Source organism: Pseudomonas sp. HY7a-MNA-CIBAN-0227 (genome assembly GCF_040310325.1).
Lineage (GTDB): Bacteria > Pseudomonadota > Gammaproteobacteria > Pseudomonadales > Pseudomonadaceae > Aquipseudomonas.
This window is the reverse complement of sequence record NZ_JBEOPT010000008.1, coordinates 149,393-164,944: the sequence shown is the minus strand read 5'-3', so window position 1 is coordinate 164,944 and position 15,552 is coordinate 149,393. Positions and strand designations below refer to the sequence as shown.

At 60.6% G+C, this 15,552-nt stretch carries 12 protein-coding genes; 5 read left to right on the top strand and 7 right to left on the bottom strand.

Features of this window, described 5'->3' with window-relative positions:
- Nucleotides 1-31: 31 nt before the first annotated feature.
- The 3 genes from AAEZ06_RS15540 to AAEZ06_RS15530 are packed head-to-tail and all read left to right on the top strand — an operon-like array spanning nt 32 to nt 1,795.
- A complete protein-coding gene (locus tag AAEZ06_RS15540) occupies nt 32-655 on the top strand; it encodes an FMN-binding negative transcriptional regulator (protein ID WP_149412533.1) in 624 nt (207 codons plus the stop codon).
- A gap of 11 nt (nt 656-666) precedes the next feature.
- Nucleotides 667-1,113 (top strand): GNAT family N-acetyltransferase, encoded by a 447-nt coding sequence (locus AAEZ06_RS15535; protein WP_350615116.1) that lies wholly within the window; start codon nt 667-669, stop codon nt 1,111-1,113.
- A 10-nt stretch (nt 1,114-1,123) separates the two neighbouring features.
- Complete coding sequence (locus AAEZ06_RS15530) at nt 1,124-1,795, top strand: GNAT family N-acetyltransferase (RefSeq protein ID WP_350615114.1); 672 nt, start codon at nt 1,124-1,126, stop codon at nt 1,793-1,795.
- A gap of 40 nt (nt 1,796-1,835) precedes the next feature.
- On the opposite strand, the gene AAEZ06_RS15525 is transcribed toward AAEZ06_RS15530, so the two are convergent.
- Nucleotides 1,836-2,111 carry a helix-turn-helix domain-containing protein gene (locus AAEZ06_RS15525; protein ID WP_149412530.1) on the bottom strand — a complete coding sequence of 92 codons (276 nt, stop codon included), beginning with the start codon at nt 2,109-2,111 and terminating at the stop codon, nt 1,836-1,838.
- Nucleotides 2,108-3,442, bottom strand: coding sequence for a HipA domain-containing protein (locus tag AAEZ06_RS15520; RefSeq protein WP_350615179.1), 1,335 nt, complete (start codon nt 3,440-3,442; stop codon nt 2,108-2,110). Before AAEZ06_RS15520 ends, AAEZ06_RS15525 begins: the two co-directional genes overlap by 4 nt.
- Before the next feature lie 228 nt (nt 3,443-3,670).
- Here AAEZ06_RS15520 and AAEZ06_RS15515 point away from each other — a divergent pair, with 228 nt between their 5' ends.
- Nucleotides 3,671-6,643, top strand: coding sequence for an autotransporter outer membrane beta-barrel domain-containing protein (locus AAEZ06_RS15515; protein WP_350615112.1), 2,973 nt, complete (start codon nt 3,671-3,673; stop codon nt 6,641-6,643).
- A gap of 75 nt (nt 6,644-6,718) precedes the next feature.
- On the opposite strand, the gene oadA is transcribed toward AAEZ06_RS15515, so the two are convergent.
- Nucleotides 6,719-8,542: a sodium-extruding oxaloacetate decarboxylase subunit alpha gene (gene oadA / locus AAEZ06_RS15510; RefSeq protein WP_350615110.1), complete on the bottom strand. Its 1,824-nt coding sequence runs from the start codon at nt 8,540-8,542 to the stop codon at nt 6,719-6,721.
- 11 nt (nt 8,543-8,553) lie between these two features.
- Complete coding sequence (locus tag AAEZ06_RS15505) at nt 8,554-9,969, bottom strand: acetyl-CoA carboxylase biotin carboxylase subunit (RefSeq protein ID WP_133100693.1); 1,416 nt, start codon at nt 9,967-9,969, stop codon at nt 8,554-8,556.
- A 207-nt stretch (nt 9,970-10,176) separates the two neighbouring features.
- On the opposite strand from AAEZ06_RS15505, the gene AAEZ06_RS15500 reads away from it, so the two are divergent.
- Nucleotides 10,177-11,136 carry a LysR family transcriptional regulator gene (locus tag AAEZ06_RS15500; RefSeq protein ID WP_178114376.1) on the top strand — a complete coding sequence of 320 codons (960 nt, stop codon included), beginning with the start codon at nt 10,177-10,179 and terminating at the stop codon, nt 11,134-11,136.
- Here AAEZ06_RS15500 and AAEZ06_RS15495 read toward each other — a convergent pair.
- The 3 genes from AAEZ06_RS15495 to AAEZ06_RS15485 form a co-directional block, all read right to left on the bottom strand.
- Entirely contained in the window at nt 11,066-11,260 is a 195-nt protein-coding gene (locus AAEZ06_RS15495) for a PA3496 family putative envelope integrity protein (protein WP_149412525.1), read from the bottom strand. The genes AAEZ06_RS15500 and AAEZ06_RS15495 overlap by 71 nt on opposite strands.
- Before the next feature lie 177 nt (nt 11,261-11,437).
- Nucleotides 11,438-12,304 carry a transcriptional regulator HexR gene (gene hexR, locus AAEZ06_RS15490; RefSeq protein WP_133100690.1) on the bottom strand — a complete coding sequence of 289 codons (867 nt, stop codon included), beginning with the start codon at nt 12,302-12,304 and terminating at the stop codon, nt 11,438-11,440.
- A gap of 162 nt (nt 12,305-12,466) precedes the next feature.
- Nucleotides 12,467-15,340, bottom strand: coding sequence for an EAL domain-containing protein (locus tag AAEZ06_RS15485; protein WP_149412524.1), 2,874 nt, complete (start codon nt 15,338-15,340; stop codon nt 12,467-12,469).
- Nucleotides 15,341-15,552 lie beyond the last annotated feature (212 nt).

The window sequence follows — 15,552 nt, the reverse complement described above, 5'->3', positions numbered from 1 at the left end:
AGGATGTAACCATTCGCCAAGGAAAATCTTCATGTACACACCCCGTGCCTTCACCCTCGACGATTTGCCCCAATTGCAGCAACTGATCCAGCACACACGCTTGGCGCAGTTGGTGACGTTTGGTGAACATGGCCTGCAAGCCAGCCACTTGCCGCTGCTGCTCAACCCCGATGAAGGCCCTAGCGGCACGCTGTACGGGCACTTGGCCAAGGCCAATCGGCAGTGGCAGGACCTGCAGAATGGCAGCGAGGCGCTGGTGATTTTTGCCGGCGCCGAGGCCTACGTCAGCCCGGCGTTTTACCCGGCCAAGGCCGAGCACGGCAAAGTGGTGCCCACCTGGAATTACCTGGCGGTGCATGCTTACGGCCAGGCTGAGGTGTTCACCGATGCCCAGCGCTTGCTCACCCTGGTCAGCGCCCTGACCGACCGTCACGAGTCTGGCCGTGCCCAGCCGTGGAAGGTGACTGACGCGCCGGCCGACTACATTGAAGGCATGCTCAAGGCCATCGTCGGCTTCGCCCTGCCGATCCAGCGCCTGGAAGGCAAACGCAAACTCAGCCAAAACCGCAGCGCGGCGGATATCGCCGGTGTTCGTGAAGGGTTGGCCGCCAGCACCGACGTGCGCGACCAGACCCTCGCCCGACTCATTCCTTAAGGAGCCCCATCATGAGCCCGATCGAGATCCGCCAGGTTAGCGCCACCGACCAGGTTGCCTGGCTGGCGCTGTGGCAGGCGTACCTGCGCTTCTACAACACCGAACTGCCGGATGCCGTCAGCCAGAGCACCTGGCAGCGCCTGATCAACGCCAACGAGCCAACTCACTCGGCCCTGGCCTGGCAAGACGGCACGGCCGTGGGCATGGTCAACTTCATCTACCATCGCTCCAACTGGAGCATCGAGAACTCCTGCTACCTGCAGGACTTGCTGGTGGACCCAGCGCAACGGGGCACCGGCATAGGCCGCAAGCTGATCGAATTCGTCTACGCCACCGCCAAGGCCGATGGCTGTTGCAAGGTCCACTGGCTGACCCATGAGACCAACGCCACGGCCATCCAATTGTACGAACGCATTGCCGAACGCCCCGGCTTCATTCAGTTTCGCAAAGGTCTTTAAGGAGAGCCGCATGACAACAACGCTTGCAGACTGGAAAGGGGCTCCCGCACCCACCATTACCCTCATCGAGGGGCGCTTTATCCGCCTGGAAAAGCTTGACCCCGTCCGCCACGGCGACGGCCTGTGGCAAGCCCTCGAAGGCCCCGGTGCCGATCCCAAACTGTGGGACTATTTACCCTACGGCCCCTTCCCCGAGCGCGGCGCCTTCGATACCTGGTTGAACAACCACGCGGCCAACAGCGACCCGTACTTCTTCTGCGTGATCGACCGCGCCAGTGGCGACGTGCAAGGCATCCTCAGCCTGATGTCCATCGTCCCGGCCCAGGGCCGCATCGAAATCGGCCACGTCACCTTCGGCGCACCGATGCAGCGCTCGCCCAAAAGCACCGAGGCGGTGTACCTGCTGGCCAAGCATTCGTTTGAACTGGGCTACCGTCGCCTGGAGTGGAAGTGCAACAACGGCAACGCCCGCTCCAAGTACGCGGCCGAGCGGTTGGGCTTCAGTTTTGAAGGCGTGTTTCGCCAGCACATGGTGGTAAAGGGGCAGAATCGGGATACAGCGTGGTATTCGATCCTGGACTCGGAATGGCCAGCGATTGGGGCGGGATTCAAGCGGTGGCTTTCGGATGAGAATCAGACAGGTTCGGGCCAACTGAAGACGCTGGTTGAGTGCCGCAGCTAGCCAAATGATCGTTCCCACTCGTGAGAACGATCAATGTCGCCTAGATACTGCGCCGAACCTTCACCACCCCCATCTTTAATCCAAACGGCCTGAACACCGCATTCAACGATTTCAGCGTCTGATTACCCTCACCATGTTCGATATGCACCAAGGTGCGCACAGAAATTTTGCACATCTTGGCGAACTGGCTTTGGTGCAGGCCGGTGACTTCGGTTCGCAGGCGGCGTACGGCTTCGCCTATTTCGAGTGTGCCTTGGGCCAGCCCTTGCTCGATGCTCTCGATGACGAGTGCACGTTGCTCAATGGAAAGACTCATCTCAGCCCCCAGTCGGTCAGACGTTGGTCCAAGTCGCGCAGGGCGATGCGCGGGTGACTCCAGGTCACCTGTGGCAAGCCACTGGCAACCAGAATGTCCGGCAAAGCCCTCAGTACTTCGGCATCTTGGCGCAGCCGTTCGAAGGCCTGAATGGGTTCAACCACCTGCGAAAGGGCCTCGCAAACACCACGCCAGTTGATGTCTCCCGCCACTTCCAGTAGGCCGGGCCATTTCATTGTGCGGGTGATGCCTTCATCATCCATGACCATGGGTGCCAGGTCGTAAATAGGCGCGAGGCGCAAGCTGTCTTGCCCACGGATGATGGACGTGTTGCGCCCATGATTATCCGAGTTCCCCAATATCTTGTTCAGCAAGTCGCGCCGTAGATAATCGGCGACCAAATCGGCCACTTGACCATCCTGGCCAGCTGCTTTCCATAAATCGACCAACAGGTGCACCACCTTCACATGGCCCATGGAACTGCCGGGCGCCGTGACACCTGCCGCCGAGTAAATCGACTCGACCGCGAAACGCTCCACGCCTTGGACGCCAACTGCGCGATCAAATCGGTGCATCCATAAACTGGGCTTGGAGGCCTCCTCCAGCGCCAGCCCCTGGGCTGCGACGGTCTCAATCCCAAGCGACTGCAGGGCCCTGTAGTAGTGGTATTCACTTCTGAGAATATCTTGGTCCCGCTGTAAACCTTGATTGCGAGCGAACTTGATAAACCAATGCTGGCTGACCTGGTCGTCATCCAGTACCGCATCGGGATACAAAAGCCCGTCATGATTTTGAGTCATGAGCAATTTGGGCGCCTCGCCGCCCGCACCCGTCGCACCGCCAATGGCCGCACCTTGTTCATAGGCGTATTCGAGGAAGCGGTTATCACGCTCGATGACGTCTTGGCGTGCAAATCCGATGGCGGGCCGACCGCCCTCCCCCCGAACAGATTCCTTGATACGCATATGCCCGATGGGAGCAGGCGTACTGCGCGCCAGCAGAAACAAGTCGGCACTGATGCCGTCAGGCTTTTCACCGGCCATACGATTTAAAAGGAAGCGTTTGGCAGCACCTGCCGGTGCAATGTCGTACAGGAAGGCGGGGGCATGCTTGAGCGACTCCTGCCCCCAGGTTGGCGGCACTCTGACGCTGACTGACGCAGCAAACAGGGTTTCAATTCGGTCCAGGTGATCAGCCAGATAGGCAGACTCGTATCCAAAACGGCAAGGGCTGGCAAAACCGCTTTGCGGTTCGGCAAACTCCAGGATCATTGCGTCCTGCCAAAGTCCGGCATCAAAAACTTGTAGCGTCAGTTTAAAAGTCGATTCCATCTGCAATTTAATGCGCCTAAATATCAGTTAAGGTCGGCTGATTTGCAATATAGTGCATAAATCTAATCTATGCAGACTGATAGACGCAATAAAATGCGTACTTGTCGTTCAGACATCGAAAAAACCGCATTAAAGTGCAGATCCTTTACCCGTCATCTCCCCGACATAATCCTGTAAAAACCCTGCGCTATACAGGTCGACTCGTTTCCTACAACAAGGTCGTCCGCCATGCCCTTTTTGCCCCATCGTCTTGCGCTCGCCATCACCTTGCTGGCCGGCAGCAGTTACATTGAAGCGGCCCCGGCCCCAGTCAAGACGGTACAGATCGACACACCCACCACCACCGCGCAAACCCTGGGTGGCAGTGATTCGTTGACGATCTCGGCACCAGGCAGCATCACCACCGCCAAAGTTGCTGTCACCTTGAAGGACGGCACCAGCGCCAAGGGCGTGGTAATCGACAACGCGGGCAAGATCACGTCCACCGGTGGCCGGGCCATCGACAGTGCGGGCGACCTTGCCAACGCCCGCATTTACAGCATCTACAACCGCGCAGGCGGGGTGATCCAGGGCGCCAATGATGCGCTGCGCATCGACAGCAACTTCGCCAGCGGCAGCCTGTTGATCGATAACAGCGGCACCATTCGCTCCACCACCGGCCAAGGCCTGGACCTGGACGCGATCCGCAGCAGCAACGTCAGCACCACCATCATCAACCGCGCAGGCGGGCTGATTCGTGGTGAGGCCAGTGACGGCATGAAAACCGGTGCCAACGCTAACATCACCAACTACGGCGAAATTTCCACCGGCGATACTCACTCCCGGGATGACAAGTTCGACGGTGTCGACATTGATTCGGCCAGCGGCGTAACCGTAACCAACTACGGGACCATTTCCGGTGGTCGTCACGGCATCACCACTGACCTGGGTGCAACGCTGGCCAACTACGGCACAGTGATCGGTCGCAATGGCTCGGGCTTTGGTTCCGACGGCGACGGCACGGTGATCAACCACGGCACCATCACCGGAGCGTTCTCCGGACTGCAACCCGATGGCGACGGTGACGGCGTGGACATCGACAAGATCGCCCATATCGAAAACTACGGAGTAATTCAGGGTGTGGGGGCCGGTGGCGTCGACAAGAACGGTTTTGCCAACGGCAGTGAAGGCATCGCCCTTGGCGGCGGCTATGTATTCAATGGTGTCGGTGCGCTGGTCAGTGGCGCCAACAACGCGATCCTCGTGGACGACGGCAGCGACGGTTCGGGACTGACGGCCACCACCCTGGAAAACCACGGCACCCTCCAGGGCCTGGATGGCTATGGCGTGAAGTTCGTCGGCGAGTTTGCCGACACCGTGATCAACGCAGGCCTCATCAGTGGCAGCAACGGCCTGGCCCTGGACCTGGGCGGCGGCGATGACAGCCTGATACTGCGCAATGGCAGCCGTTTTATCGGCGTGGTCGACGGCGGCACCGGGTACGACCGCCTCACAATGGATGACGCGACCGGCGCCAGCTTCGGTGACAGTCGCAACTTCGAATGGCTGAACGTCAAACAAGGCACCTGGACCCTTACCGGCAGCGGTGACTTCAGCGACGGCGGCGAGATTTTCAGTGGTGCCAAGCTGATCAACCAAGGCGGGATCAGCGGCAATATGACCGTCGATGAAGGCGGGGTTTATGCCGGTGGCGGCAGTGTCGCCAGCTTGCTCGTAAAAGGGACATTGCAGACCAATACCGCCCTCGGCACCGCCACCATCACCCGCGACCTGACCATGACCAGCGGCTCGACCCTTGCCTATGGCGTCAACGCCGACGGCAGCAGCGCCCCGATCAAGGTCGGCGGTACCGCCAACCTCAATGGCGCGACCCTGGCGGTCAATCCCGGCAGCGGCACTTACCCGTGGCAGAGCCACTACACGGTGCTGCAAGCGGGCAGCATCAACGGCAGCTTCGCCAAGGTCACCAGCGACTATGCCTTCCTCACCCCGACCCTGGATTACAGCGCCACTCAGGTCGGCCTGACGTACACCCGCAACGACGTGGCCTTCAATCAGCTCGCCAGCACCGGCAACGGCACCAGTGCCGCCAACAGCCTGGCGAGCCTGGGCAAGAACAACGCGCTGTATAACGCCCTGCTCAACACCACCAACACCAGCGCGGGCGCGGCCATTGAGCAACTGGCCGGCAGCAGCACTGCCAACCTGACCAGCGCCACCCTGGGTGCCAGCGCCCAAGTCGGCGGCAGCATGCTCGCGGCCATGCATCAATTGGGTGGCGGCGCAGGGCTGCTGGTGGGTCTTGATCAGCAGGACACGCCGGTTCTCGCCGCCAGCGGTGTTCCTGCTGCGGCGCGTAATCTCAACGATCCGAACGCCCAGGGCCGCCTGTGGCTGCAAGGTATCGGCAGCTACGGCAAGCTCGACGGCGACCACGCCAGCGACGGCCTGACCCAACGCACCAAGGGCAGCGTGCTCGGCGCCGATTGGGCGCTCAATCCTGAGTGGCGCGTGGGCGTATTGGGCGGCTACTCCAAGACGGATCTGGACACCACCGGTGTCGACGGCAGCGTAGACAGCTGGCATGCCGGCGTCTACGCCATGCGCCAAAGCGGGCCGCTGGCCTTGCGCTTGGGTGCTGCGTACAGCGGGCACCAAGGGGACAGCAAACGCACCGTGGCCTTCAACGGTTTCAGCGACCGCCCCAAAGGCGACTACGACGCCAACAGCCAACAAGCCTTCGTCGAACTGGGCTACGCCATGGGCAGCGGGCGCCTGAGTGCCGAGCCGTTCGCCAACCTCGGTTATCAGCGCTACCACCGTGACAGCTACAACGAAAAAGGCGGCGCCGCCGCCCTGCATGTCGACGGGCAAACCCAGGACAACGTCAGCAGCACCTTCGGTCTGCGCCTGGCGCACCTGAGCCAGCTGGAAAACGGCATCAGCCTCACGCCGCGAGCCAGTGCCGGCTGGAAACACACCTACGGCGACGTCGACAGCAGCACCCGCCAGGCCTTCCTGATGGGTGGCACGGGGTTCAATGTCGAAGGTAGCGCCCTGGATCGTGACAGTCTCATGCTCGAAGCCGGGCTGGATGTCGGCTTGTCAGCCCGCCATACCATCGGTGTGGGCTACAGTGGCGAAATAGGCAGTAACAGCCGCAATCATGGCGTCATGGGCCAATGGACCATGGCTTTCTGAAATACCCTTATCCCAGGCGAAAAAAAGGGGGCACATGCCCCCCGAGGTTTAAACGGTAGTTTCGAAGGCTGTGTATCAGCCTTCGATTTCGATCAGTATTTCGCCAGGGTTGACCCGGTCGCCCTTGGCCACGTGAACGGCGGTGACCTTGCCGGCAATCGCCGCCTGGACTTCAGTCTCCATCTTCATCGCTTCAGTGATCAGTACGGCCTGGCCGGCCTTGACTACGTCGCCTTCCTTGACCAGCACATCAACGATATTGCCCGGCATCGCGGTGCTGACATGGCCCGGCTCGCTGGCCTGTTTGCGCTTGCTGGTGCCGCCACCGACAAACTCGTTGAGCGGTTCGAACACCACTTCTTCCGGCATGCCGTCGATGGAAAGATAGAAGTGGCGCTTGCCTTCGGCCTTGACGCCGACACCCGTGATGTCGACGCGGTAGCTCTCACCGTGAACATCGATGACGAACTCAGTCGGCACGCCTTCACCGCCAGCACGAACGACACCGCCGGCTTCGGGAATCGGCAACAGCACTTCCGGAGTCAAGGTGCCGGCTTCACGCTCTTCGAGGAACTTGCGCCCGATGTCCGGGAACATGGCGTAGGTCAGCACGTCTTCTTCGGACTTGGCCAATGCACCGATTTCGCCGCGCAACCTGGTCATTTCCGGCTTGAGCAGATCCGCCGGGCGCACGTCGATGACTTCTTCGCTGCCAATTGCCTGACGCCGCAGTTTTTCGTTCACGGTGCCCGGCGCCTTGCCGTAGCCGCCTTGCAGGTAGAGCTTCACCTCGTTGGTGATGGTCTTGTAGCGCTCGCCGGCCAGCACGTTGAAGAACGCCTGGGTACCGACGATTTGCGAAGTCGGTGTTACCAGCGGCGGGAAGCCGAGGTCTTCACGAACCCGTGGAATTTCGGCCAGCACTTCGCTCATGCGATTCAGTGCGCCCTGCTCTTTCAACTGGTTGGCCAGGTTGGAGATCATCCCGCCCGGCACCTGGTTGACTTGCACGCGGGTGTCGACGGCGGTGAATTCGCTTTCGAACTGGTGGTACTTCTTGCGCACGGCATAGAAGTACAGGCCGATTTCCTGCAACAACCCCAGGTCCAGGCCGGTGTCGAATTCGCTGCCTTTAAGGGCGGCGACCATCGACTCGGTGCCAGGGTGGCTGGTGCCCCAGGCGAAGCTGGAGATAGCGGTGTCGATATGGTCGGCGCCGTTTTCGATGGCCTTGAGTTGGCACATCGCGGCCAGGCCAGCGGTGTCGTGGGAGTGGATGAATACTGGCAGGCTTTGCTCGGTCTTCAGTGCCTTGACCAACTCGCCCGTGGCGTACGGGGTCAACAGACCAGCCATGTCCTTGATCGCCACCGAGTCGCAACCCATGGCTTCCATTTGCTTGGCCTGGGCCACGAACGCGCCGATGGTATGCACCGGGCTAGTGGTGTAGGCGATAGTGCCCTGGGCGTGTTTGCCGGCGGCCTTCACCGCTTCGATGGCGACCCGCAGGTTACGCACGTCGTTCATCGCATCAAAGATGCGGAACACGTCGACGCCATTGACCGCGGCCTTGGCGACGAAGGCTTTGACCACGTCGTCGCTGTAGTGGCGGTAGCCCAGCAGGTTCTGGCCGCGCAGGAGCATTTGCAGGCGCGTGTTAGGCAACGCCGCACGCAGTTTGCGCAGGCGCTCCCACGGGTCTTCTTTCAGAAAGCGCACGCAGGCGTCAAAAGTCGCGCCGCCCCAGACTTCCAGGGACCAGTAGCCAACTTTGTCGAGCTTGTCGCAGATCGGCAGCATGTCGTCGGTGCGCATGCGGGTCGCCAGCAACGATTGGTGGGCGTCGCGCAGGATGGTGTCGGTTACGAATATTTTTTTGGAAACAGGAGTCTTGGACATTGTTGTATTCCTCACAGGCCTGCGTGGGCGGCGATGGCGGCGGCGATGGCCAGGGCCAGCTCTTCGGGTTTGCGCTTGATCGAATAGTTGGTCAGCTCAGGGTGGCTTTCCACAAAACTGGTGTTGAACTGGCCGCTACGGAATTCCGGGTTGCGCAGGATTTCCTGGTAGTACGCGGCGGTGGTCTTCACGCCTTGCAGGCGCATGTCGTCCAGGGCGCGCAGGCCACGGTCCATGGCCTCTTCCCAGGTCAACGCCCAGACCACAAGCTTCAGGCACATGGAGTCGTAGTACGGCGGAATGGTGTAGCCGGTGTAGATCGCCGTGTCGGTGCGCACGCCGGGGCCGCCGGGAGCGTAGTAACGGGTGATCTTGCCGAAGCTGGGGAGGAAGTTGTTTTTCGGGTCTTCGGCGTTGATGCGAAACTGCAACGCGAAACCACGGTGCTGGATGTCTTCCTGCTTGACCGACAGCGGCAGGCCAGAGGCGATGCGGATTTGCTCACGGACAATGTCGATGCCGGTGATTTCTTCGGTGATGGTGTGTTCCACCTGCACCCGGGTGTTCATCTCCATGAAGTACACCTCGCCTTCGGCGAGCAAAAACTCCACGGTACCGGCGTTCTCATAGCCCACGGCCTTGGCGGCGCGCACGGACAGATCGCCAATATAGGCGCGCTGTTCAGGGGTTAGTTGCGGGCTTGGAGCGATTTCGATGAGCTTCTGGTTACGACGCTGGATCGAGCAGTCGCGCTCGAATAGATGTACGACGTTGCCAAAGCTGTCACCGAGGATCTGCGCCTCGATGTGCTTGGGATTGACGATGCATTTTTCCAGGAACACTTCCGCCGAACCGAAGGCCTTGGTGGCTTCGGAAATGACGCGGGGGAAGGCTTGTTCGAGTTCTTCAGGGCTGTTGCAGCGGCGAATACCGCGACCGCCACCACCGGAGGTGGCCTTGAGCATCACCGGGTAGCCGATGCGATCGCCTTCAGTCAGCGCTTCGGCGATGTCTGCAACGTTGCCTTCGGTGCCAGGCGTGACCGGCACGCCGGCCTTGATCATGCTGCGGCGGGCTTCGGTTTTGTCGCCCATGCGGCGAATGACTTCTGCCGACGGGCCAATGAATTTAATACCGCGCTCGGCACAAATGTCTGCCAGCTCGGCGTTTTCCGAGAGGAAGCCATAGCCGGGGTGAAGCGCGTCGCAACCGGTCTCCACCGCCAGGTTCACCAGCTTGCGCGGGTTCAGGTAGCCGGCCAGGGGCTCGGCACCGATGCTGTGGGCCTCGTCGGCACGCTTTACATGCAGAGCGTGGCGATCGGCATCGGAATAGACCGCGACCGAACGGATACCCATCTCGGCGCAGGCACGCACGATACGTACGGCAATCTCACCACGGTTGGCGATCAGGATCTTTGTTATCACTTGGAAATTCCCTTGAGCCGATGGCTACCTTCGACCTGCTAGACCAGGTCGGCGCGTGACCAGATGTTTCAAGCCAGTCGCGTGACACACACTATGCGCATGTAGGGATTAACAAAAATCAATAATAATTGGGTTGTGTATAAGTAAAGACTTATAGTCAGCGCAATAGAAGCCTACTGGAGCGTTGTATTAATGCGTAAGTCATTGATGCGTATGACATTGCGTCAGTTACAGATTTTCAATGAGGTCTGTGATTTACGCTCCTACAGCCGTGCAGCCGAGGAAATGTCACTCACTCAACCGGCCGTCAGCCTGCAAATCAAGCAGTTGGAAGAGCTGGTAGGTCAGCCGCTGTTCGATTACGTCGGCAAAAAGCTCTACATGACCGAAGCCGCCGAAGCCCTGCAACGGGCCAGCCGAGATATTTTCGGGCGCCTGGAAAACCTCGACATGCAGCTCTCGGACATGCAGGGCTCGTTGCAAGGCCAACTAAAGCTGGCGGTGGAGTCCAGCGCCAAGTATTTCGTGCCGCACCTGTTCGCCGCCTTCAAGCGCCAACATCCAGAAGTTAACCTGCAACTGACGGTGGTCAATCGCGCCCAAGTGATTCGAAGGCTTTCCGACAACCGCGATGACTTGGTCATCATGTCCATGGTGCCCCAGGACATGGGCCTGGAATTCCTGCCATTTCTCAACAACCCGATTGTGGCGGTGGCCCTGCCCGATCACCCGCTGAGTCAGCAAGCAACGCTGCGCTTGCAGGATCTTGAACCGTACACGCTGCTAGTGCGCGAACCCGGCTCCGGGACGCGCAAAGCCTGCGAAGAGTACTTCAAGGAAAAACGCGTGCACTTCACCCAGACGGTGGAAGTGGCCTCGGCGGAGGCGCAGCGCGAATGCGTAGTCGCAGGTTTGGGCGTAGCGCTGCTGACGCGCCACGCCCTGAACCTGGAACTGGCCACCGGCGGGCTCAAGGAGCTGCCGGTAGAAGAACTGCCGCTGTACCGCAGTTGGTGCCTGGTGCAGGCCAAAGCCAAGCGCCTGTCACCAGTGGCCCATGCGTTTCTGGGCTTTATCCGCAGCGAGCGAGTGCAGATCAGCGCCCTGGCTGAGCGCTTCGCAGGGCTGCCGCTGGCGCCTGCCAATGCAGTTCCGGATAGTCGGTGATGTCCTGGAGCAATTGGCGCTGGTCACAGTGGTCTTCAATTGCGCGACGGAACGCCATGCGGCGCTGGTCTTCCTGTTGGCGACGAGTCTTGAGGGTGCTGCTTTCTTCGTATTGCCGGGCCATTTCGAGTCTCCCTATGCGAGTACGGGGAGTTCAGAGTGGGCCCTTCGGATGACGATTTAGCGGCGTGGGGATGACAGGGATGTGAAAGTTGCCCTGCGGCGAGCGGGCTTGTCGGATCGCCGCGCTGGGCTGCGCAGTAGCCCTAAAACCTGCGACCCATCTCGGCCTGAGCCACGTTCAGTCGTCGAGGGCTTTGACCGACTTGGGCGACAAGCGAAGGCTGCGCAGGCTGCGCTTGACGCTCTTGAGGTGGTTGACCAGGCTCGGGCCGCGGGCCATGGCCACGCCCATCGCCAACACGTCGATCACCACCAAGTGGGCGATACGCGAAGTCAGCGGGGTGTAGATTTCGGTGTCTTCGTGCACGTCGATCGCCAGGTTGATCGTCGACAACTCCGCCAACGGCGTCTGGCTCGGGCACAAGGTAATCAGCGAGGCGCCGCTTTCACGCACCAGGTTGGCAGTGATCAGCAGGTCCTTGGAGCGCCCGGACTGGGAAATGCAGATCGCCACATCAGTAGGCTTCAACGTCACCGCCGACATCGCCTGCATATGCGGGTCGCTGTAGGCCGCAGCTGTCAGCAACAAGCGGAAGAATTTGTGCTGGGCATCCGCCGCCACCGCGCCGGACGCGCCAAAGCCATAAAACTCAACGCGCTGGGCCTGGGACATGGCCGTCACCGCCTTCTGCAACTCCACCGGATCGAGCTTTTCCCGCACTTCCATAAGGGTGTGCAAGGTGGTGTCGAAGATTTTCAGGCTGTAGTCGGCGACCGAGTCGTCTTCGTGAATGGCGAACTGCCCGAAGCTCGCACCGGCCGCGAGGCTCTGGGCCAGCTTCAGCTTCAAGTCCTGGAACCCGGAGCAACCGATGGCGCGACAGAAGCGCACGATGGTTGGCTCGCTGATTCCGACGCTGTGGGCCAGGTCCGCCATGGAACTGTGCATCACGGCCGCAGGGTCAAGCAGCACATGATCGGCAACCTTGAGTTCCGATTTGCGTAACAGGTGGCGCGACTGGGCGATATGTTGCAACAGGTTCAAAGGGAAGGACTCTTGTTATTGGCTGATGCCGGGGATGTAGCAAGCTTGTAGTTATACTACAAGAATTGCTGGTTTGCCCGTTCGATGCATCACTTAATCGCCCTGCTGCCCCCTGATTTAGCGGGCAGGCTCTTTGTAGCCGGCAGTGCGGCCTGGACTCCACTATCGAAAATCTGCATTTTTCCGTAACAAATCCGCCAACCCTTCGGCCTCCATCGGCCGGCTGATCAAATAGCCTTGCACCTCATCGCAATGCTCGGCCCTGAGAAAATCCAGCTGCTGCTGATCTTCCACGCCCTCGGCCACCACCTTGAGGGACAAGCCATGGGCCATGGCGATGATCGCCCGGGTAATCGCCGCGTCTTCGCGGCCCTGGCCCAGGCCCCGGATAAACGTCTGGTCGATCTTCACGTAGTCCACGGGGATGCGCTTGAGGTAACTGAGGGACGAGTAGCCGGTGCCAAAATCGTCGATGGCCAGCTTGACCCCCAGGTCGCGCAGTTGCTGGAAGGTGGAGATGATGTGCTCAACGCTGTCGAGCAACTGGCTTTCGGTCAGCTCCAGTTCCAGGCACTGCGGCGCCAGCCCGGTTTCTTCCAACACCTGGCGCACCAGGCTGACCAGCTTGCCCTGGCGTAATTGATGTACCGACAGGTTGACCGACACGCGGATCGGCGCCAGCCCCTGGCGCTGCCACTCGCACGCCTGCCAGCAGGCCTGGCGCAGGACGAATTCACCCAAAGGCACAATCAATCCGGTCTCTTCCGCCAAGCCAATGAAATCGCCGGGCGGCACGCTGCCCCACTGCGGATGATCCCAGCGCACCAGCGCTTCGGCGGCGTTCATCTTGCCCGTCACCAGGCACAGTTTGGGCTGGTAGAACACCTTCAGCTGGCGCTCATCAATGGCCTTGCGTAACTGGTTCTCCAACTGCAAGCGCTCCAGGGTGCTGGCTTGCAGGCTGTCGGTATAGAACTGGAAATTATTGCCGCCCAGATGTTTGGCATGTTGCATCGCCATGTTCGACTGGCTGACCAGCGCGGAAACCTCCCGTGCATTATCCGGCAACAGGCTGACGCCCATGGAAGCACTGACCACCAGCTCATGCCCTTCCACCGTCACCGGTACCCGCAGCTTGGCCAGCAGGCGCGTCGCCACCCGCGCCAGGCTCGACAAGCTGCCGTAGGCGTCAAACAACACCGCGAACTCATCGCCGGAAAGCCTGGCAATAGTGTCGGCTTCTGGCAAGGCGTTGATCAGCCGACGGGCCATTTTTTGCAACAGCTGGTCGGCGACTTCGTGGCCAAGGCTGTCATTGAGGAGCTTGAACCGATCCAGGTTGATGTGCAGCAAAGCCAGGCTGCGACCGCCCTGGCGCACTCGCTGATGGGCTTCGCGTAGCCGCTCGCGAAACAACGAACGATTCGCCAGCCCCGTCAGCTCATCATAGTGAGTGAGGTAGCGCATGCGCTCTTCGGATTCGCGTCGCGCCGACAGATCGGCGAAGAAGCCTACGATATGACTGACGTTTCCACGAACATCGCGTACGACGTTCAGCTGTAGCCACTGCGGGTAAAGCTCGCCATTTTTCCGTGCCTCTACCAGTTCACCCTGCCAGGTGCCTTGGCTTTGCAAGGCTTGGCGGATCGCCGGAAAGTGGCGCCGGGCATCGCGGCTGCTAGGCAACTCGACGACATTGCGTCCGAGCATGTCGTCGATTTCAAAACCGGTCACGCGGCTGAACGCCTGGTTGACGGCGATCAACGCGTAATTGGGGTCAAGAATCACAATGCCTTCACTGGCCGCCTCGAATACCGTCGATGCGAGCCGTAGCTGTTCTTCCAGAACCTTGCCAGCACTGATGTCGCGCCGGGTGCCGAGCATACGAGTGACGCGCCCGTTGGCCGAGCGCTCCACGGCGCGGCCGCGGTCCTGGATCCAGACCCAATGGCCGTCGCCATGGCGCACCCGGTACTCCACCAGATAGTCCTCGCTGCGACCTTTCAAATGCTCAACCAGGGCGCGCTTGAGCAGCGGTAAATCGTCTGGGTGCAAGCGCGGCTTGAGGTGACTAAGCATCGCCGTGACATATTCCGGCTCCAGGCCGAACAGCTCCTTGAGCTGGGTGTGGTGGACTTCGTCGCTCTGCAGGTTCCAGTCCCACAGGCCCAACTCGCTGGCCTGCAACGCCAACGCTAGGCGCGCCTCGCTTTTGCTCAAGGCCAAACTGGCGGCGTCCAGTTCCTGGCTGCGCTGCTCGACGCGGTTCTGCAAACCGATCTGGGCCTTACGCAGCTCTTGCTCGACCTGACGCCGCTGCTCGACTTCGCGAACCAGATCCTGATTCAACTGTTCGCTGCGCTGCTGGGCCTGCTGCAAGTGCTCGATCAACGCCTGATTCTGGAAGCGGCGACGCAGTCCACGCTGGATCAAACGGTTGACCTGCCACGCCACCACGCTCAGGGACGCCAGCAGAATCAGGCCCAGGAACCCCCAACCTTGCAGCTGCGGATCGCCGCTCCAGAACAGATAGACGATGGCCGGCACCAGGCAGGGCAAGGCAAACGACAGGAATGCCGACAGGCTCACCGCATAGGCGACGCTGGCCGACAGTGTTGCCGCGCCGATCAGGCCGAATACCCAGGCCTGTTGCGCAAAGCTGTCCACCGGCACCAGGGTGATGGCGGCGCTGGCCAGAGTCAGGCCGCTGACGGCCGAGCCCAACATGAACATGCGGCGCCAGATCGGCTGCGCCTGTCGATTGGGCATGGCGCAATCGAACGCGGCCACCTGGATCACCCGCAAGGCTACCAGCGCCAGCAGCCATACCAGCCAAATGCTGACCAACACGTAGCGCTGCGGGCTCCAGAGCAACCAGGCGCAGACCAGACCGTTAAGTAACATCAATAAGGTGGGCAGCAGCGAGCCTTGGTACAACAGGCGCGTGCGCTCGACCGCCATCTCCATGGCGTAGTGCTTGCGGATAACCTGCGCAGGCGCCACGGAGGTGCTTGGCGGGTTAGTGCTGAGGGTCATAGGCAGCGTTCTTATAATGGTGAGCCCGAAACGTCGACGGAGCATACACAAGCAAGCGGGCAGACCAAACTGCCCCACGTCATAAAAACAGTGTAATAAATGGCCGCAAACCTTGAGGCCAGAGGGCTTGAGTGAGGCGGGGCGCGGGCTACAGAGGTTGACCGACCGGTCATCACCGCAACTGGATTGTTTGCCCCGTGCCCATCGCTGGC